This window comes from Allobacillus halotolerans, assembly GCF_018967645.1.
Lineage (GTDB): Bacteria > Bacillota > Bacilli > Bacillales > Alkalibacillaceae > Allobacillus > Allobacillus halotolerans.
This window is the reverse complement of record NZ_JAHLZF010000001.1, coordinates 289,719-309,667: the sequence shown is the minus strand read 5'-3', so window position 1 is coordinate 309,667 and position 19,949 is coordinate 289,719. Positions and strand designations below refer to the sequence as shown.

At 38.4% G+C, this 19,949-nt stretch carries 23 protein-coding genes; 22 read left to right on the top strand and 1 reads right to left on the bottom strand.

The annotated features are described in order from the left end of the window. Both hisE and hisC read left to right on the top strand, forming a co-directional pair. On the top strand, window positions 1-387 hold a 387-nt coding region (gene hisE / locus KQ486_RS01625), incomplete at its 5' end, for a phosphoribosyl-ATP diphosphatase (protein WP_246569052.1). Between the two features lie 2 nt (window positions 388-389). Then, a complete protein-coding gene (gene hisC / locus KQ486_RS01620) occupies window positions 390-1,448 on the top strand; it encodes a histidinol-phosphate transaminase (protein WP_216686577.1) in 1,059 nt (352 codons plus the stop codon). Window positions 1,449-1,575: 127 nt separating this feature from the next. On the opposite strand, the gene KQ486_RS01615 is transcribed toward hisC, so the two are convergent. Then, the gene (locus tag KQ486_RS01615) at window positions 1,576-2,562 is read right to left on the bottom strand and encodes a Na/Pi symporter (RefSeq protein ID WP_216686576.1); all 987 of its coding nucleotides are present in this window, start codon (window positions 2,560-2,562) and stop codon (window positions 1,576-1,578) included. Window positions 2,563-2,725: 163 nt separating this feature from the next. On the opposite strand from KQ486_RS01615, the gene rpsU reads away from it, so the two are divergent. From rpsU to cccA, 20 genes are all read left to right on the top strand, one after another. Further along, window positions 2,726-2,905 carry a 30S ribosomal protein S21 gene (rpsU, locus tag KQ486_RS01610; protein ID WP_144087509.1) on the top strand — a complete coding sequence of 60 codons (180 nt, stop codon included), beginning with the start codon at window positions 2,726-2,728 and terminating at the stop codon, window positions 2,903-2,905. Window positions 2,906-2,923: 18 nt separating this feature from the next. Further along, window positions 2,924-3,367, top strand: a complete 444-nt coding sequence (locus KQ486_RS01605) for a GatB/YqeY domain-containing protein (protein ID WP_144160293.1) — start codon at window positions 2,924-2,926, stop codon at window positions 3,365-3,367. 308 nt (window positions 3,368-3,675) lie between these two features. Next, entirely contained in the window at window positions 3,676-5,007 is a 1,332-nt protein-coding gene (locus KQ486_RS01600) for an NfeD family protein (protein ID WP_144160290.1), read from the top strand. Window positions 5,008-5,028: 21 nt separating this feature from the next. Further along, on the top strand, window positions 5,029-6,027 hold the full coding sequence (gene floA / locus KQ486_RS01595; RefSeq protein WP_144160287.1) for a flotillin-like protein FloA: 999 nt from the start codon (window positions 5,029-5,031) through the stop codon (window positions 6,025-6,027). Between the two features lie 31 nt (window positions 6,028-6,058). Next, window positions 6,059-6,538: a YqfB family membrane protein gene (locus tag KQ486_RS01590; RefSeq protein ID WP_144160284.1), complete on the top strand. Its 480-nt coding sequence runs from the start codon at window positions 6,059-6,061 to the stop codon at window positions 6,536-6,538. Between the two features lie 105 nt (window positions 6,539-6,643). Next, the gene (gene yqfC, locus KQ486_RS01585; protein WP_144160281.1) at window positions 6,644-6,934 is read left to right on the top strand and encodes a sporulation protein YqfC; all 291 of its coding nucleotides are present in this window, start codon (window positions 6,644-6,646) and stop codon (window positions 6,932-6,934) included. Window positions 6,935-6,937: 3 nt separating this feature from the next. Next, complete coding sequence (yqfD, locus tag KQ486_RS01580) at window positions 6,938-8,095, top strand: sporulation protein YqfD (RefSeq protein WP_144160278.1); 1,158 nt, start codon at window positions 6,938-6,940, stop codon at window positions 8,093-8,095. Window positions 8,096-8,098: 3 nt separating this feature from the next. Continuing rightward, window positions 8,099-9,055: a PhoH family protein gene (locus KQ486_RS01575; protein ID WP_144160275.1), complete on the top strand. Its 957-nt coding sequence runs from the start codon at window positions 8,099-8,101 to the stop codon at window positions 9,053-9,055. A gap of 28 nt (window positions 9,056-9,083) precedes the next feature. Beyond that, window positions 9,084-10,547, top strand: coding sequence for an HD family phosphohydrolase (locus tag KQ486_RS01570; protein ID WP_186278521.1), 1,464 nt, complete (start codon window positions 9,084-9,086; stop codon window positions 10,545-10,547). Then, entirely contained in the window at window positions 10,544-11,017 is a 474-nt protein-coding gene (ybeY, locus tag KQ486_RS01565) for an rRNA maturation RNase YbeY (RefSeq protein WP_144160270.1), read from the top strand. The genes KQ486_RS01570 and ybeY overlap by 4 nt, the downstream gene beginning before the upstream one ends. Then, a complete protein-coding gene (locus KQ486_RS01560) occupies window positions 11,007-11,387 on the top strand; it encodes a diacylglycerol kinase family protein (protein ID WP_144160267.1) in 381 nt (126 codons plus the stop codon). Before ybeY ends, KQ486_RS01560 begins: the two co-directional genes overlap by 11 nt. Before the next feature lie 592 nt (window positions 11,388-11,979). Next, entirely contained in the window at window positions 11,980-12,891 is a 912-nt protein-coding gene (era, locus tag KQ486_RS01555; RefSeq protein WP_216686575.1) for a GTPase Era, read from the top strand. 107 nt (window positions 12,892-12,998) lie between these two features. After that, on the top strand, window positions 12,999-13,145 hold the full coding sequence (locus KQ486_RS01550; protein WP_144160262.1) for a YqzL family protein: 147 nt from the start codon (window positions 12,999-13,001) through the stop codon (window positions 13,143-13,145). A 30-nt stretch (window positions 13,146-13,175) separates the two neighbouring features. Continuing rightward, window positions 13,176-13,925, top strand: a complete 750-nt coding sequence (gene recO / locus KQ486_RS01545) for a DNA repair protein RecO (RefSeq protein ID WP_216686574.1) — start codon at window positions 13,176-13,178, stop codon at window positions 13,923-13,925. Between the two features lie 111 nt (window positions 13,926-14,036). After that, on the top strand, window positions 14,037-14,660 hold the full coding sequence (ccpN, locus tag KQ486_RS01540; RefSeq protein ID WP_246569048.1) for a transcriptional regulator CcpN: 624 nt from the start codon (window positions 14,037-14,039) through the stop codon (window positions 14,658-14,660). Window positions 14,661-14,675: 15 nt separating this feature from the next. Next, window positions 14,676-15,491, top strand: a complete 816-nt coding sequence (locus KQ486_RS01535) for a pyruvate, water dikinase regulatory protein (RefSeq protein ID WP_216686573.1) — start codon at window positions 14,676-14,678, stop codon at window positions 15,489-15,491. A 465-nt stretch (window positions 15,492-15,956) separates the two neighbouring features. Next, window positions 15,957-17,786 (top strand): DNA primase, encoded by a 1,830-nt coding sequence (dnaG, locus tag KQ486_RS01530; RefSeq protein WP_216686572.1) that lies wholly within the window; start codon window positions 15,957-15,959, stop codon window positions 17,784-17,786. 23 nt (window positions 17,787-17,809) lie between these two features. Then, window positions 17,810-18,913 carry an RNA polymerase sigma factor RpoD gene (rpoD, locus tag KQ486_RS01525; protein WP_144160250.1) on the top strand — a complete coding sequence of 368 codons (1,104 nt, stop codon included), beginning with the start codon at window positions 17,810-17,812 and terminating at the stop codon, window positions 18,911-18,913. A 19-nt stretch (window positions 18,914-18,932) separates the two neighbouring features. Then, a complete protein-coding gene (locus tag KQ486_RS01520; protein ID WP_216686571.1) occupies window positions 18,933-19,472 on the top strand; it encodes a hypothetical protein in 540 nt (179 codons plus the stop codon). A gap of 106 nt (window positions 19,473-19,578) precedes the next feature. Beyond that, a complete protein-coding gene (gene cccA, locus KQ486_RS01515) occupies window positions 19,579-19,938 on the top strand; it encodes a cytochrome c550 (protein ID WP_144160244.1) in 360 nt (119 codons plus the stop codon). The last annotated feature ends 11 nt before the right edge of the window (window positions 19,939-19,949 follow it).

Genomic DNA, 19,949 nt, shown 5'->3' with positions numbered 1-19,949 from the left:
ATTCTTTTACAGGTTGAGCAAGTTGGTGTAGCTTGCCATACGGGAGCGCGCAGTTGCTTTTATCGAAGTGTAGATCTGGGTGATGATTCTTTGAATTATCGTAGAGAAGTAATCCATGAGGTCTATCGTTCTATTTTAGATCGGAAAGAAAATCCGAAAGACGGATCTTACACAAATTATTTATTTGACGAAGGCGTCGATAAAATTTTGAAAAAAATTGGCGAGGAATCCAGTGAAATTATTATCGGTGCGAAGAATGACGATCATGAAAATATAGCCATGGAAACCGCTGATCTCGTTTATCACATTCTTGTATTGTTAGCTGAAAAAAATATGCCGATCGAACGCGTGAAAGAAGTTTTGACTGAACGGATGAAGGAGAAGTAAGTATGAGTCAATTTTGGAGCAAAAAGGCCAAAGAAGCGAAGCCTTACGTACCCGGTGAACAACCAGCAGAAACAGACGTCATTAAATTGAATACGAACGAAAATCCGTACCCACCTTCCCCAATGACACTTGAAGCGATGCATCGGGCAATTAACAGTGATTTGAGACGCTATCCCAGTCCTACCGTTACGGAATTGAAAAATATAATCGCCGCTCGAGAAAAAGTGGCACCATCGAACGTATTTGTCGGAAACGGATCGGATGAAGTTTTGGCGTTTGCTTTTCAAGCATTTTTCGAACCGAATAAACCGATCAAGTTTCCAGAAACAACGTATAGTTTTTACCCGGTCTACGCGAATCTTTACGATATTCCTTTTCAAAAAGTTCCTTTGAATACTGACTTTTCAATAGATGTTGAAAACCTATATGATTCGGTTGGCGGCGTAATCTTCCCGAATCCAAACGCACCTACAGGACTCGCACTACGCTTAGGCGCCATTGAACGAATCCTTCAACAGAATACAAATCAAGTTGTAATTGTTGATGAGGCTTATGTAGAGTTCGGGGCCGAAACAGCCGTTAAACTAACAGAATTATATCCGAATCTACTCGTTACACGGACACTATCGAAATCACATGCACTTGCCGGAATTCGTTTAGGCTATGCGATCGGTAATGAAGTTCTTATCGAAGGATTAGAAAGAATTAAGAACTCATTCAATTCGTATACGATTAATCGTGTCTCATTAGCAGGAGCAGAAGCGGCTTTTAAAGATGAAGTTTACTATTCAACGACCATAAATCAAGTGAAACAGACACGAGAATGGACTTCTGAAGCTCTTCGCTCATTAAATTTTGAAGTGATAGATTCAACGGCAAATTTTCTATTTGTGAAACCGAATATGAACGCCAAATTTTTATACGAAAGTTTAAAAGAACGTGGCATTTATGTGCGTTATTTCAACGAATCAAAAATTGATGGATATATCCGCATTTCGATCGGCACAGATGCTGAAATGGAACAATTGGTGGAACAAATTAAACGGATTATATCGTCTTAAGAGACTGGAATAAAAATTATAGAAGAAATGAAAATCCGAGCGGTTTAGACGTTCATAAATCGCTCGGATTTTCTGTTTAACAGGCTTCCTTATTATCTAACTGTTCGGCTTTTGCGTCACTAGTTCTCTATTGTCCAAGTCTGTTTTGATCTTTTATACGTCTTTTCTTAATGGAAGTAGACCAATTCGCTTGATGTGAATATAATTTCATTAAAAATCGTGCAAAAGGTTTGTGTAAAGTGAAAATGAGTAACCCGAGGGCCAGATTATACAAAAATGCCAATAAAATAATTTGTTGACCGGAATGATTGGTAATGGTTGTGACAAGCTGAACGAAGACTTGTCCGATTCCCGGGTGGAAAAAAACAATACTGCCGATTACATTGATCCAAACGTGAATATACGCAACAATCCTTAGCTTCGGTTTGTGGCTTAGACCAACCAGTATGACGGTTAAACAAGTGCCTATATTGGCGCCTAAGAGTAAATAATAGACATCCAACAACGGAATGGTTCCACCTCCACCAGAAAAACTCATTAGAATTCCTGTAAAAGCAGTAGAAGACTGAATAATGGCTGTTACTGCTGCACCGAATAATAGCAGGAAAAATGGATGATCGATTTGTCCATTTTGGATAGCCATGTATGAATTCTTTGGAATTTGATCCGATAATTGTTCAAGTCCACCCAAAGCGCTAAACACAATTCCCATTCCAAATAAAATGGAACCAATGAAGAAAAAGTTACGTTTTTGACTAATTAACAAGATGAAACCGATCAATAAACTAGCAATCATCAAGTGTTCATTATTCCAAACAAATAATTGAGCCGTTAAGGTTGTCCCAATGTTTGCTCCGATGATAAAACAAATTGCAAAGGGAATACTCAGTCGATAGGCTGCGTAAAACGAGATTAATAAAGCAATCGAGACAGAACTGCTTTGCAGGAGAAGCGTCAGCAAAAAACCCATTAGTAAACCAGCAAAGATCGAAGGGTTCGGTCGAATGGATTTTATGGACTGCATACTTAGGTTTTCGAAACCGATCCGCATGAGCAATATTCCAAATAAAAAAATTCCAATATACGTAGCGATCATCAAAATCATGAGATACATAGCGTTCCTCCCCGTGATATTCTATGCTTGTTCGATCAATACATGACTTGTTTTAAAAAGTGTTCATTGACCTGAGAAGGAATTTTTAATATAATAACCAAAGATGTACACGAGCTGTGTGCATTGTTTCACTTTTTTGGTTTAGCTGGAGGGAGGGTTGAGCATGTCTAATAATACAACTCGCGTTAGAAAGAATGAGACTATTGAGGATGCTCTTCGACGCTTTAGACGATCCGTTTCTAAAAACGGCACATTGTCTGAGTATCGTAAGCGTGAATATTATGAAAAGCCTAGTGTAAGACGTAAGAAAAAATCAGAGGCTGCACGGAAGCGTAAAAAATAAAAGAGGGTGTAAGCGTTCATGTCAATGCTTGAACAATTAAACGCTGATATGAAAACAGCGATGAAAAACAGAGAAAAAGAAAAACTAACTGTTATTCGAATGGTTAAATCATCTTTGCAAAATGAAGCGATCAAAAAACAGGCTGACTTGACTGAAGAAGAAGAGCTGCAAGTTTTAAGTCGTGAAGTAAAGCAAAGAAATGATTCCCTCCATGAATTCCGAAAAGCTAACCGCGAAGATTTGGCCGAACAAGTTGAAAACGAGTTGGCCATTATTCAAGCTTATATGCCAGAGCAGTTATCTGATGAAGAATTAGAAAAAATCATCCAAGAAACGATTGATGAACAACAAGCTACTTCCAAAAAAGATATGGGGAAAGTAATGAGTGCAGTCATGCCGAAAGTTAAAGGTAAGGCTGACGGTTCAAAAGTCAATCAATTCGTAATGAAACATTTACAATAAAAAGATAAAAACCCAATTTGGTGGGATTGTGTAATGCATGACCCATCAAGTTGGGTTTTTCATTATGCCTGAAAGTACTTTATTGTATTGGTAACTGGAATGAAGAGGATCGTTCGACTAGCTATTTAGAGCTCAAGTCATACGGCTTTCGATCAAAAAAGAATGGTGGAACATAAAAGCTCGAATTCTTTTTGTATGTGGTATGTATTATTTTTTGTAAATCATGAAACTTCTGATTGTTCTTGGACGTATATATAGTAGAATAGTAATTAACCGTCTGAAAAGGCTGGAAGAAGGGAGTGAAATGAATGCGTAAAAACCTTTTGGCGGTATTCATATTCATTTTATCATTCCTATGGATCAACCAAGCATCAATCTTTGCCAATGAGGAACCAGAAGCTTCTACATCCGTGTATGTGATTCCTGTTGAAAATGAAGTCGAGCGGGGATTGGTTGCTTTCCTTGAACGTAGTATCAAGGAGGCTGAGGAAGCATTTGCCGATCAAATCGTATTTGAAATTAATTCACCAGGCGGAAGAGTAGACTCAGCTGGAGATATTGCCACTTTAATATCAAGTACAGAAATACCAACCGCAGCTTATATTGTTAATGAGGCCTTGTCAGCAGGTTCATACATAGCTTTGCAAGCCGATGAAATCTATTTTAAACCTGGAGCAACAATGGGAGCCTCTGGAGTCATTACTGGTGATGGGAATGCAGCTGACAAAAAAGCACAATCTGCATGGATTGCAGCGATGACTTCTGCAGCCGAGAAAAATGGGAGAGATCCATTGTATGCCCAGGCGATGGCAGACCCGAGTATCGATTTGCCTGAATATCGTGCGGGTGAAGGTGATTTTCTGACATTACGTGCACAGGAAGCCCTTGAGGTAGAGTATGCAGAGGGGATTGCATCTGATCGTCAAGAGTTATTTGAGCAGATGGAAATCTCTAAACCAAGTGTCACAGAAACAAGTCCAACATTCTCTGAGAATTTAGCGAGGTTCATTACCAACCCAGTTGTTGTTCCAATCCTGTTATCGATTGCGAGCATTGGTTTGATTGTTGAACTGTATTCACCAGGATTTGGTGTTGCTGGCGGAATGGGTGTTGCGGCTTTATTTCTCTTCTTCTACGGACATCTTGTAGCGGGATTAGCTGGTTATGAGTCATTAGTTCTCATGATTGCAGGTATTGTTTTAATTGTATTGGAGATATTTTTACCGAGTGGTATTCTTGGTATTGTCGGTGGGGGAGCGATTCTTGGAGCCATGCTGACTTCAGGAGCCGATATGGGTCATATGGCATTCAGTATAGGTATTGCTCTGTTGGTTGCAATGATCTTGGCAATTTTCCTTTTCAAAAAGATCGATACGGATAAAGGAATCTTTCGACATATTGTCTTAAAAGACCAAACGTCCACAGAAAAGGGTTATATTTCCAACATAAACCGCATGGAGTTAATCGGGAAGGAAGGCACCGCCCTAACTTACCTACGCCCATCCGGAACAGCCATATTTGATGAAGAACGACTAGATGTTGTTTCAGAAGGATCCTTTATTGCCCAGGGCTCAACTATAAAAGTGGTCAAAGTGGAAGGCTCGCGATTAGTGGTAAGAGAAATAAAAAAAGAAGATTAATTATTTAGGAGGAAGTACATTATGGAATTTCAAGAATTATGGCCTTTGTTGCTTGTGGCACTGATTATCATTGCCGTAGTCATTTTATTCACATTCGTTCCAGTAACACTCTGGATTAGCGCCCTAGCTGCAGGTGTTAGAATCAGTATCTTTACATTGATTGGTATGCGCTTACGTCGAGTTGTCCCTAAAATGGTCATTAATCCATTGATCAAATCACACAAAGCAGGACTTGATGTAAATACCAACCAGCTGGAGAGTCACTATTTAGCTGGTGGTAACGTTGACCGCGTCGTTAATGCGTTAATTGCTGCTCAGCGTGCGAACATTGAATTGAGCTTTGAACGTTGTGCTGCGATTGATTTGGCAGGCCGTGACGTGTTAGAAGCAGTTCAGATGAGTGTTAACCCGAAAGTGATCGAAACACCATTTATCGCTGGTGTTGCTATGGATGGTATTGAAGTAAAAGCGAAAGCACGTATAACTGTTCGTGCGAATATTGACCGCTTAGTCGGTGGTGCCGGAGAAGATACGGTTATCGCACGTGTCGGTGAAGGTGTCGTTAGTACAATCGGTTCTTCAGAGAGCCACGGAAAGGTATTGGAAAATCCAGATCGAATTTCCAAAAATGTTTTAGGCAAAGGTTTGGACGCTGGAACAGCTTTCGAAATTTTATCCATCGATATTGCAGATGTTGATATTGGCAAAAACATCGGTGCAATGTTACAGACGGACCAGGCTGAAGCAGACAAAAACATTGCTCAAGCGAAAGCAGAAGAACGTCGTGCAATGGCAGTTGCTCAAGAACAAGAGAACATTGCCAAAGTTCAAGAAATGCAAGCACAAGTGGTTGAAGCGGAAGCACTTGTTCCAAAAGCACTTTCTGAAGCACTTCGTAGCGGTAATATGGGTGTCATGGATTACGTCAACTATAAAAACGTGATGGCTGATACAGATATGCGAGATATGATTAGCAAGATCAGTAAAGAAGATAACGATCACGACAATGATTCGAAATAATAATCTGCTCGCCAAAGGAGTGTGAATCCTTTTGGAAGGAATTTTAGACGCGATTTTCAGTAATATCTTCATTATTATGGCCTTACTGGCTGGATTGTTTGGATTTTTCAAAAACGAAGATGAAAAAGAAAGTCGCGATGAACGACCAACATGGAAAGATCCCAATCCAAAGCCGGAAGCAAGCGAAAAACAAACTGTACGAGAACGGTTTGAAACATTTAAGCAAGAAGTGGAAACGACTATCGAAGATGTCCAATCCGATTCGTCGAATGAATGGTATCAAGCGTTAGAAGATTCACAGAGAAGAAGAGAAGAATCACTAGAGGATACAGCTGAACGTATGGAGGCAAGTGATGAAATTAAAGCGGGTTCAATTGTCCCGAAAGATCATGGAACCTCTAAACGAATTTCAGTAAAAGAGAATTTGAACAGAAAACGATTGGTTGAAAGTTTAATTATGAGTGAAGTACTCGATCGACCAAAATCAGCTCGGCGAAACCGGCAAGCATAACTCTTGCGACCCACCTATTCAATAAGGAATAGGTGGGTTTTTTTAATCGCAAGTGATAGTTCATTCATTTCATTCATACATTGGAGATGATAGGGGGAAAGTGGGATGAAAAAATTAAAGCGAATAAATCGATGGTTAACACAAAAAGCTCAGCTCCCCAATGATGTCATCTACGATTATCCACGAATGACATTAATCGGCCATGTTCATTTATATATAGAGAATCATAAAGGTTTAAAGCAGTTTCAGGATCAACAAATTATTGTTGAACAAAACGGGGGTCAAATAGTTGTTGAGGGTAAAAACTTAGTCATTAAAAGTTTGATGAAAAACGAAATCGTCATTGAAGGTACGATTTTGTCCGTGACACAAAAATCTACAGGAAAGGAGAGTTGAACCATTAATAAATACGGTCGTAAAATCAAAGGAACAGTAATTGTAGACGTTGAAGGGAAACAGATCGAATCATTCATGAATCGATTGCTTCAAGAGAATGTCCATATCTCTTCTTTGCGTAGAAAGTCTTCTGAAAAAGCATCTTTTCAGATTGCATACAAGGATATAGCGCTTCTTAAGCGTTTTAGAAAATCGTATCAATGTAAAATTCGGTTCAATAGAAAAAGTGGGTTTCCACGAATTTACCAACAACGAAAAAAGTGGATTCCGGCGATGATCGGTATGCTGATCGGTGTAGTCATTATATTTTGTTTATCAAATTTGATTTGGAATGTGACGATAAAAGGCGGGACAGATGAATCTCGCTATGAAGTACAAGCTTTGACCCAAGAGCTTGGTTTGGTGGAGGGGAATTGGATTCAACAAACAGAAAACATCTCAACAATTGAAAGAGAAATTATGAATAAGATTGAAGAAATCTCGTATGTCGGCATTCAAAGACAAGGAACGAGTTATTACATAGAGATTGAAGAAAGTGAAAAAGAATTAGAGGAACAAAATGAGAGACCGAGCCATTTGGTCGCTGAAAAATCGGGTACGGTTCATTCCATGTTTGTGACAGATGGAAGGCCTTTGGTGGAAGTGAATGATGTTGTGAAAAAAGGAGATGTTCTCGTATCAGGTCTTTTGGATGAAGAAGGAGAGAACCAAACAACATCAAAAGGTGAGATATGGGCTGAAGTATGGTATCATCTTCAATTAACGATCAACCTAAGACAAGAGCAATTAAAACTACTACCAGACCCAGTTACTTCTTATCATTTGCGTATAGGAGATCGGCAAATTGGGAAAGAAGAAAATGAGTTAAGGTTGGTTCATGAAGAAAAGACACCGTTTTATTTCTTTAAGTGGCCTTTGCCAATCAGCCTGACAAAGCGTTACTATTATGATGAACAATCCAGTGAATTAGAATATGATATTGAAGAACGCTTGCCAAGTTTAATTGAAGAGCGATTAAAACGGGAACTTGGCCAACAAGTAAAACTTGAATACCAAAAAGTTTTGCACGAAGATCGAGACAGTGATAAAGTTAAACTAGAAATGTTTGTCAAAGTAATCGAGGATATTTCCACTCAACAAATCATTGATCAAGGAGACTGATGTATGCAAGAGAGTAAGGAAACGATTGACTTACACACGGAAGAGCATCAAAATACATTGAGTTTATTCGGAACCAATGATCGAAATATAAAACAAATTGAAGAATATTTACCGGTCACTATTATAACAAGAGGCGGACAAATCCAAATCTCTGGGAATTCTGATGATGTTAATGTAGTAAAAAGCCTATTATTGGCTGTTATGAAAATTATCAAAAAAGGCATCAATGTGACTGAGCGTGATATCATTTATGGGATTGAATTAGCAAAACAAGGAAAAATCGAGCAATTCGAAACGCTCTTTGAAGATGAAATCACGAAAAATCAACAAGGAAAACCGATTCGCGTTAAGACATTGGGACAAAGAGATTATGTTCAATCCATTAAAGCGAACGACCTTGTTTTTGGTATAGGGCCGGCCGGAACAGGAAAGACCTATTTGGCTGTTGTATTGGCCGCCAAAGCATTGCGAAATGGCGATGTTAAACGCATGGTATTGACACGTCCAGCCGTTGAAGCGGGAGAAAGCCTTGGTTTCTTACCTGGTGACTTAAAAGAAAAAGTAGATCCATATCTACGTCCGCTATACGATGCCTTGCACGATATATTTGGTGTAGAGCATACGGACAGATTGATGGAAAGAGGTACGATTGAAATCGCTCCTTTGGCCTACATGAGAGGCCGTACATTGGATGATGCTTTTGTCATATTGGATGAGGCTCAAAATACGACGCCAGAACAAATGAAAATGTTCTTGACTCGTTTAGGATTCGGTTCAAAAATGGTGATTACGGGTGATGTTTCACAAATTGACCTGCCAAAAGGTGTCATTTCAGGATTGAAAGTAACTGAACAAAAACTCAAAAACATTAAAGGAATCTCATTCAATTATCTGAAAGGCTCCGATGTCGTTCGACACCCACTCGTACAACGAATAATCGAAGCTTATGAAGATGAATAAATAAAAAGAAATGAAGTTGGGGATTTCAATGGATCAATACGAGAATAAAACGCTTTTTAATCATACAAGAAATCAATCATCTCGTTTTTCGGCAGTCATCTGTAGTATCAGTTTGCCTGCCGTTTTTGTTATTATTTTGATGATTCAATACTTGCAAGGTGACAAATCACTTCACTTGTTTACTGTAATGAGTGTTATTTCTGTCTGTATGTTTATGCTGATGTATATGGAATTACGAACGACGAATAACAATTGGTCAAAGAATACGGCTATATCTTTCGTCTTGTTGAATCTTGGCATGTACTTCTTATTATTGATCACTAACGTATTTGGTCCTGATCATTCGATGTTGTTTTATATTGCACCTGTAGCTGCTTACGCCATTTTAATGAATCGATTAGTTGGTGAGCGGATTGCCATTATATCGACAGTTTGGATGTCTTTAATTACGGCAAGTATTTTTCACGCGCATTTCACAGATGCTTTCATAATCTCTTTCCTTTATTATCAAATTTCACAAATGGTTGCGATTTACTTTCTAGGATCATTAATCGAACGTGTATCGTTAATTAAAAACTCAGCGTTCCTACTGTTTGTCCATTGGTTGCTCGTTATTACATTTGTCATTCCTATAGAAACAGAAATCTTCACACTGAATTTATTTCTGTCTTTATTGTTCGCTGGTCTTTCCGTGTTAGTCTCCGTTGTCTTGGCACTCGGGCTGCTCCCGTTGTTTGAAGCAGGGCTGAACCTATTGACGGAGTCTAAGCTTTTGAAGTTATCCAATCCTAACCATCCTTTATTGAAAAAAATTCTGATTGAAGCGCCTGGCACCTATCACCATAGTGTCATGGTTGCCAATCTAAGCGAATCGGCATGTGAAGCCATAGGAGCTAACGGATTATTAGCGAGAGTAGCTGCGTATTACCATGATGTGGGGAAGGCACTTCGGCCACATTATTTTATCGAAAACCAGCAAAATATAGATAACCCACATGATGAACTATCACCAGAAGAAAGTGCCAAAATCATTTTGGCCCATCCTTATGAAGGTGCTGAAATATTGAGACAGTATAAATTGCCGGAAGAAATAATTGAAATTACCGAACAACACCACGGTACTACATTACTAAGTTACTTTTACCATAAAGCAAAAAAGCAAACGAATGATGATGTAGAAGAATCGGCCTTTCGTTACAAAGGTCCAATTCCACAAACAAAGGAAGCTGCTGTCATCAATATATGTGATTCTGTTGAAGCAGCGGTCCGATCGAAGAAAAATCCAACGAAGGAAGAGATCAGAAAGCTCGTCAGCTCGATCATGAATAACCGATTAATGGACGAGCAGTTAAATGACAGTCAATTAGCTTTGAGCGATTTAAAAATAATTGAAAACTCTATTCACAGCGTGTTAAACGGTGTTTTTCACGAGCGGATTGACTATCCATCGGATTCCATTCAAGAAGCTAAGGTAAAGGAGGCTCACTCATGATTATTGATATTAACGATGAAACAAACCAACTCGAACAAAATCAACTAGAATTACTGGAAAAGCTACTTGATTACGCACGAGAAAAAGAAGAGATTGAGAATGACGCCGAATTATCGATAACCATTGTCGATAATGAAACGATTCAAGAAATTAATAAGCAATACCGTGACAAAGATCAGCCAACCGATGTGATTTCGTTTGCCCTCGAGGAACACGGGGAGGAAGAAATTGAGATCCGGGGAGATAATTTACCTCGGCATCTTGGTGATATCATCATTTCCATTGAAAAGGTCAATGAACAAGCAAATGAATATGGTCATTCATTCAATCGGGAATTAGGCTTTCTTGCTGTTCATGGTTTCTTGCATTTATTGGGTTATGATCATATGACGACAGAAGAAGAAAAAGAAATGATGGAACGACAAGATCATCTACTTGATGATTTTGGGTTAACTCGCCATGAAAAATAAAAAAAATAGAGATCGAATTGGGTTGGGTTATGCCGTCACAGGCGTCATTACCTCATTGAAAACAGAATTTAATATGCGTATACATGTCATCATCATGTTTGTGGTCATATTTTCAGGTTTCCTTTTTCGCATCTCTGTTTTTGAATGGCTCTTTGTTATATTGGCCATCGGCTTTGTTTTAGCATTTGAGTTAATGAATACGGTGGTTGAGCTACTTACAGATGTATTGTTTAAAGAAGAACACGAATCAGCCAAAAATATTAAAGATATAAGTGCGGCAGCTGTCTTGGTAGCCGCCATTTTTGCTGCGATGGTCGGAATAATTATCTTTTTCCCGAAAGTAATTGAATTTATGAATGCTTTATTTTAAAGGCTCTGTTAAGGTTTAGTGTTGATTTTCGAATGATGTACACTGAGTTGTTGAATTGTGAGAAGCGAAGGTGGCGACTCCTGCGGGAATAGCACGAGTCTCGAGACCCCGCAGGAAGTGCCTTTCTTCCGAGGAGGCTCGAGCCGTGCCCGCGGAAAGCGTCCACCGATAGCGGATCACAATATCAACAACGGACTTTAACAAAGCCATTTTAAAAAAGGCATTAGAGCCATAATCCAGACAGCCCCCAGTTAGTGAACGAATGTTAAAAAGTTCAAAGCTGGGGTTTCGTATTTTGATCATACCAATTAATTAACTTATAGAAAAAAATTCATTATCACAAAAATGTTTTAGCGTTTAAGGGATTAGTGCTCGCAAGTTGCTTATTATCCATCTAATGATACTATTTTCAATAAGTACGCGGCATACAAAAACGAATTCATTAAAAAGATTTACTCGATCGCATTTTGGGTAAAATGAAATAAAATCAACATTGTCTTTGTCTATTTTCTACTACCTTTGTCGATGTTGTGAAATTTCAGTTCAAATGTAGTAAAATACCACTAACAGAATACAAGTAGGTGTAATAAATATGCAATCATCAGAAAACTATCACTCAGGTTTTATAGCAATCATCGGTCGCCCTAATGTTGGGAAATCAACATTCATGAATTATGTGATTGGTCAAAAGGTTGCGATCATGAGTGACAAACCACAAACAACGCGCAACAAAATTCAAGGTGTCTTAACAACAGATACGTATCAATTGATTTTTATTGATACACCCGGAATTCATAAACCGAAACACCGACTCGGTGACTTCATGGTAAAGTCATCGATTGACACACTAAATGAAGTAGATGCAATCATGTTCATGGTTAACGCAAAGGAAGGCTATGGAAAAGGCGACGAATTTATCATTGAAAAGTTAAAAGGTATTTCGCAACCTGTATTACTCGTTATCAACAAAATTGATGAAGTCCATCCAGATGAACTACTGCCTTTGATTGATCAATACCGCGAAAAACTTCCGTTTGCCGAAGTTGTGCCAATTTCCGCACTGCAAGGAAATAATGTTGACAGATTACTGGAGGTATTGGTTGATCAATTGCCTGAAGGCCCACAATATTATCCAGAAGATCATGTAACAGATCATCCAGAGCGTTTTATCATTAGTGAATTGATCAGAGAGAAAGTACTTCATCATACGAGGGAAGAGATACCTCATTCAGTCGCTGTGATCATCGAATCGATTAAAAAGCAGGAAAACAAGGACATTATCGATGTACAAGCAACTGTCATTGTCGAAAGAAAATCACAAAAAGGGATTATTATCGGAAAACAAGGGAATATGTTGAAACAAATTGGAACCGAGGCTAGAAAAGATATTGAAAACTTGCTTGGTTCAAAAGTATTTATGGAACTTTGGGTAAAAGTTCAAAAAGATTGGCGCAACCGTGCCTCACAACTACGGGAATACGGATATCGTGAGGAAGAGTACTAAACAATCGCTGAAATGGTAATTATTAAAACTTATGAACAAACCAAAACCGGAGAAAATAACAAATGAGTCATTTTTTCAGTTCAAATTACTGAAAGGTGGAGGACATGATGAGTGAATTGCCATGGAAATTATTTGAGAAGACAGGAAACCTTGAAGCTTACTTGTTGATGAAACAAGTTGAAGAGTTGAGTGAAGAAAAAGCAGATGAGGACACGGAAGAATTGTCATCTGTTTCACAGGTAGAAACGAAATAAGGGGTACATTGAGAAAGTAAGGGATGCTAGATGTTTGAAAAAGTTGAAGGCATTGTCTTAAGAACAAAGGATTATGGCGAAACGAATAAAATAGTCACCCTGTTTACACGCGAGTATGGACTGATCAGCGGTGTTGCCAGGGGTGCCAAAAAATCAAAAAGTCGAATGGCTGCGGTTACGCAGCCATTTATCTATGGAATATTTGTCATGCGCATTTCGACTGGGTTGGGTACGATTCAACAAGCCGAGGTATTGGATAGTATGAGGGAAATCCGGGAAGACATCGTAAAAACCGGATATGCGACATACATAGCTGAGCTGGTATCGAAAATGATGAACGAACGAGAGAAATATGAATTATTATTTCTAGAACTGTTAGCCAGTTTAGAAAAGATGGCAGAAGACGAGAATCCGCCAGCAATCATTGCGATGATGCTTGAATTGAAGTTATACCAGATCGGTGGTTTTGCTCCAGTTTTAAAAGAATGCGTAAATGGTCATATTGATGAACCAATTGTTGCTTTCTCCATAACTGAAGGTGGTGTACTCTGCCAGCAATGCAAGTATAAAGCGTCTGACGCTGTATCGTTACCGAGTTCAATTCATAAACTGCTGCAAACAATGAGTGAAACAAGTATAAAGCGAATACGGAATATTCAGCTGAGAAAAGAAACCATTCAATGGCTAAGAAAATTACTGGATGACTATTATGATCGTTACGGTGGAATGTTCATCAAAAGCAAACGATTTTTAGATCAAATTCATTTATTAGAAGAGTAAAAGGGTGACAAATTTCGTACAATGAGTCATCCTTTATTTTATTTTTAGCACGAATCGGATATAATGAATAGCAAAAAGTATAACGTAATCGAAGGTAAGGTGGTGAATGAAATGGAACTTTCCGCCCGTCAAGAAGAGATTGTTTCAATCGTCAAAGAGAACGGACCGATTACTGGTGAACATATTGCTGATCGACTAAAATTGACGCGAGCTACCTTGCGACCTGATTTAGCCATCCTGACAATGGCTGGATTTCTAGACGCAAGACCACGTGTCGGTTATTTTTATACAGGTAAAACTAGAAACGAATTACTGACGCATAATATCAAAAAAATGAAAGTCAGTGAGCACTTTTCGGTTCCAGTTGTAGTCAATGAACATGTTAGTGTATATGATGCGATTACAACGATGTTTTTAGAGGATGTCGGAACTCTTTTTGTCGTGGATGAAGCCTCACGCTTACAAGGTGTTTTATCTAGAAAAGACTTACTTCGTGCCAGTCTTGGCCAACAGAGTTTACAGGAGGTTCCTGTACATATTATTATGACAAGAATGCCGATGATCAAAGTTTGTAAAAAAGATGAACTGCTGATTGACGTAGCAAATAAGTTAATCGAAAATCAAATAGATGCCCTACCCGTTATTAATGAAAAAAATGACGGATTGGAAGTCATCGGCCGAGTGACAAAGACAAATATCACCCGTGCTTTCGTCGAATTGGTAAAAGAAGATTAAAAGAGGAGGGAACCTATGAACCCGTTTAAATTTTATGTATTATCAGACTCAGTGGGTGAAACGGCTGAACTGTTAGCGAAAGCAGCGTTAAGTCAGTTTAACGGTCACGAAGATAAAATTCAGCGGATTCCCTATGTAGATGATGAAGGAACGCTACGTGAAGCAATCACATTGGCAAAAGAAAATAATGGGATGATTGCATTCACACTCGTGAAACCAGAACTTCGATATCAATTAATGGATATGGCTAAAAAAAATAATGTGATAGCAGTTGATTTATTAGGACCATTACTGGATCGTCTTGAAGATTATTTAGGAATAGAACCAAAACTTGAACCAGGTTTAGTACATAAACTTGACGAAGATTATTACAAACGGATTGAAGCAGTCGAATTTGCAGTTAAATATGACGATGGACGAGACGCAAAGGGCATTCTAAAAGCAGACCTTGTATTAATCGGATTGTCAAGAACATCCAAAACGCCTTTATCTCAATTTTTGGCTCATAAACGAATAAAGGTTGCCAATGTACCAATAGTTCCTGAGGTAGACCCACCAGATGAATTATACAAAGTGAATCCAAACAAATGTATTGGCTTACGGATTGATAGTCAAAAATTGAATGATATTCGTAAAGAGCGGCTAAAGTCACTGGGTCTTGATGACACAGCCAACTACGCAAAGTTAGAACGAATCCAAAAAGAAAACTCATTGTTTGATCAAGTTGTCGGGAAAATCGGTTGTGAGACGGTTGATGTTTCCAACAAGGCTGTCGAAGAAACAGCAAACATCATTTTAGAAATATATTATAAAAACAACAATAAAATTTAATATATTTATATTGTTAATCGTGAATCAAGTAACGGTTCACATAAGTATATGCGTCAATCTGAGAGGTTGGGAATCAAGTGAAATCGATAAATTCCCGCCTCTATATTTTTGTTCCCTTTTCATATTTGTCACTTTGAATGATCTCCTGTTTTAAAACAAATCGTAAAATCTAAGAAATTATCAGCAAAAAGTTAGCATTCTCGACAACTTTGTTTTATAATCAATATTTGTGAGAAATATCATATCACTCTAAAGGCTAAGTTTTTGAATGAACTCAACGTACATAAAAATGCTACAAAATCCCTTTAAACTCAAGAGTCGACACGTTTTCGATTGCTTTTAGAAGGGTAAAAGAAAAACAATTAGTTCTTTTGCTGTGGTGTTCACGAAGTTTTCACAAAAAATGTCGATTGATGAAGGGTTTATGGTATTTTTATCGAATGATATATAAATATGGTGATAAAAATGAACAAGGTGCCTGAAGAAGTGATCGATCGACTTTTATCAACGAGTGATATCGTCGACGTAATTAGTGAATATATTCAATTGACTAAGAAAGGTAGAAACTTTTTTGGTCTATGTCCATTTCATGGAGAAAATACGCCGTCATTTTCTGTTTCACAAGAGAAACAGATTTTTCACTGTTTTGGTTGTGGAAAAGGAGGCAATGCACTCCGTTTTTTAATGGAGATTGAGTCCATTCATTTCACAGAAGCTATCCAACTTTTAGCTCGCAAAAGCGGTGAAGAAATCTCAGGTGAGTGGTTTATCCAACCACAAGAATCATATTACTCTGAAGAGCAAGAAGGTGTTTTACAAGCATATGATTGGTCAGCCAAATTGTTTCATCATGTGCTCAAACACACTTCTGACGGAAAAGCAGGCTTAAATTATTTGAAAAAAAGAGGGTTTGAGCCTGAGACTATCGAAGAGTTTCAATTAGGATTCTCTCCAGACCGTAATGAGTTCTTAGCCGCTTTTCTAAAAGGAAAAGGATATAAACTTGAACAGTTGGCTGAATATGGACTGATTCAGTCAAACAATCAAGGGAGTTATTATGATCGTTTTCAAGATCGCGTCATTTTCCCGATTAAAAATCATCAAGGGAAAATTATTGCGTTTGGAGGACGAGCATTTAAAGAGCATCAAGAGCCGAAATATTTAAATAGTCCTGAATCCAAGCTTTTCCATAAAGGAAGGGTTTTATACAATTTTCATCTAGCAAGAAAACATTTTCAAAAAGAAAAGGAAGTTATTCTTTTTGAAGGATATATGGATGTCATCAAAGCATACCAAGCAGGCGTTTATAATGCGGTCGCCACTTTGGGAACGAGTCTGTCTGAGTCTCATGCGAAAACTTTAAAAAGATATGTAAAACAGGCAGTGATCTGTTTCGACGGAGATGATGCAGGCCGGAATGCGAGTTTCAAGTCTGCGAACATCTTACGTAAGGCAGGTGTAGAAGTTCGAGTTGCCTATATTCCAGATCGGCTTGATCCTGACGAATATATTGACCGATATGGAGGAGAATATTTTAAACAGAAAGTTCTTCAACCAGCTCAAACATTTATTGCCTTTGCATTGGATTACTATAAAAAAGATTATAACTTAAATCTTGACCATGATCGTATTGCATATATTGAAAAAGCTTTGGACATAATCGCAACAAGTGAGTATCCAGTTGAACGTGATTTTCATTTAAAAGATCTTGAAGATGCATTTCATTTGAATCGTGAAACACTGATCGAGGAGATTGAGAAGCGAACTTCCAGAATAAAGAAAACCATGAAGGTTAATGATAAACATGGTGGTAAAAACGTTCAAACGGGAAGAACAAGGAAAAGCGAGAAGCTATATGCAGCACATCATACAGCAGAAAGAAACTTAATTGCTCACATGTTAAGGGATGCAGCGTTTGCAGAAACAGTTCAACAGCGATTAGGTTCAGCGTTCAATATCCAAGAGCATCAGGTATTAGTCACCTATCTCTATGCTTATTATGAGGAAGGCAACGAACCGAATGTCAGCCAATTTGTTGAACGGTTACCTGAAGAGCAATACAAGCAATTAGCTATTGAAATTTCACTGAAGGAAATTAATGAAGATTTGGAACAGAACGAACTGGAAGATTACTTTCTTGCAATTGAAAAAGAAAGTGATATAGATCAAGAAATTCGAGCATTGGAATCCATGTTGAAACAAGCAGAAAGAGAGAATGATCCAAAGTCAGCAGCCCGAATAGGTATGAAAATGCTCGAATTGAGGAAGAAAAGTAATATATCCAAGCTCACGTAGTCAGTTTGGAAGGAGGGGTTTTCATGGCTGAAAAGCCAATAGATCAAGAATTGACAGTAGAACAATCCAAGGACCAACTGCTGGAAATCGGAAAGAAACGTGGAGTTCTTGTATACGAAGAGATTGCAGATAAATTAGGTCACTTTGAATTGGATTCCGAACAAATGGATGAGTTTTATGAAACATTAGCGGAGCAAGGAATCGACCTCATCGGTGAAAGTGAAGACGATCCGAGTATGCAGAAGATTTCTAAGGAAGAAGAATTTGATTTAAACGATTTGAGTGTGCCTCCAGGAGTGAAAATCAATGACCCTGTCCGTATGTATTTAAAGGAAATTGGACGGGTTGACCTGTTGACTGCGGACGATGAGATTAGTTTAGCGGAACGGATTGAACAAGGCGATGAGGAAGCGAAAAGACGTCTGGCTGAAGCCAACCTCCGCTTAGTCGTCAGTATCGCAAAACGTTATGTTGGTCGGGGAATGTTGTTCTTGGATTTAATACAAGAAGGTAACATGGGCTTAATCAAAGCGGTTGAGAAATTTGACTATCGCAAAGGATTTAAGTTCAGTACGTATGCAACATGGTGGATTCGCCAAGCGATCACTCGTGCCATCGCTGACCAAGCAAGAACGATTCGGATTCCTGTTCATATGGTCGAAACAATCAATAAGCTAATTCGAGTACAAAGACAGTTGCTTCAAGATTTAGGTCGTGAACCAACACCAGAAGAAATTGCTGAAGAAATGGAATTCACACCGGATAAAGTACGTGAAATTTTGAAAATCGCCCAAGAACCTGTTTCCTTAGAGACACCGATCGGTGAAGAAGATGACTCCCATTTAGGTGACTTCATCGAAGATCAAGAAGCAACCTCACCTTCCGATCATGCGGCCTATGAGCTTCTCAAAGAGCAGCTGGAAGACGTTCTTGATACGCTGACGGACCGAGAAGAAAATGTATTGCGACTTCGTTTCGGATTGGACGATGGCCGTACGCGGACGTTAGAAGAGGTCGGGAAAGTATTTGGTGTAACAAGAGAGCGAATCCGACAAATTGAAGCGAAAGCATTACGTAAATTAAGACATCCAAGTCGAAGTAAACGATTGAAAGATTTCTTAGAATAAGTCGTCTCGGAGGCTTGGTATGGATAAAGAAAAAAATAAAATAATCATCGATGAAATTTCAAACTGGAAGAAAAACCAGCTACTACCGGAAAAATATTGTAATTTTCTCTTAGCATTATATACCTATGGGGAAGGGGTAGAAGAGGAAAAGCAATCAATGACTTCCATGAAAAGACAGGTGTTCATCGGGCTTGATCTGCTTCTTCTTTTCCTTCTTCTTCCGACATTTATTGTCATCACACCTTTATTTTCAGAACAGATTATTGTTCAGTGTATTATTTTTTTGATCTTTATTTTCATTCTTAGCTTACATTGGTATTATTTTAATAAAGCACAATCCATATTTACGCATGTTGTGATCGTCTTGTTCTTTATGACAGCACTCATCGGTTCAACATTGATTGTGTATGAATGGTTGGGAAGCGGTTTTTGGTTAAATCTTCTGATTGTGATTCAGGGAATGGCCTGGATTGCTTTTGGATGGATAAATAAAGTCTATTATTTAGTTATTTCTGGATTTGTTGGAATTTTATTGTTCTTTGCATTGATTGTTATATAAATCTTCACATTTATCTCTTTTCTCTTGAACACTTTTCAAGTAAAATAGATATAGCTTTGTAAACGAAGAATACTACATAGATCCAACTGAAGGAGGTCAATATGTCATGAAAAGAAACGCAGCAGCACCATATTATCTTATTGGAATTCTAGGCATCTTAGCGATGATTATCATGGGTGGTGTCGGAATGGCACAAATGAACAACGCAGAAGGTGAAGGAGAAGAAAGCGCAGAAACAACTGATCTAGCTCCAGAAGATATCTATAGCAATAACTGTATGTCCTGTCATGGTGGGGAGTTAGAAGGTGGAATGGGTCCTGATTTGACCAGTGTCGGTGATCGCTATGACGCGAGTGAAATCGTAGAGATTATCCAAAACGGTAAAGGACAAATGCCAGCAATTAATCTTGACCAAAGCAATGCAGAGAAACTTGCTGAATGGTTAGTAGATGGAGCGGGCAATTAAGCATAAAATCA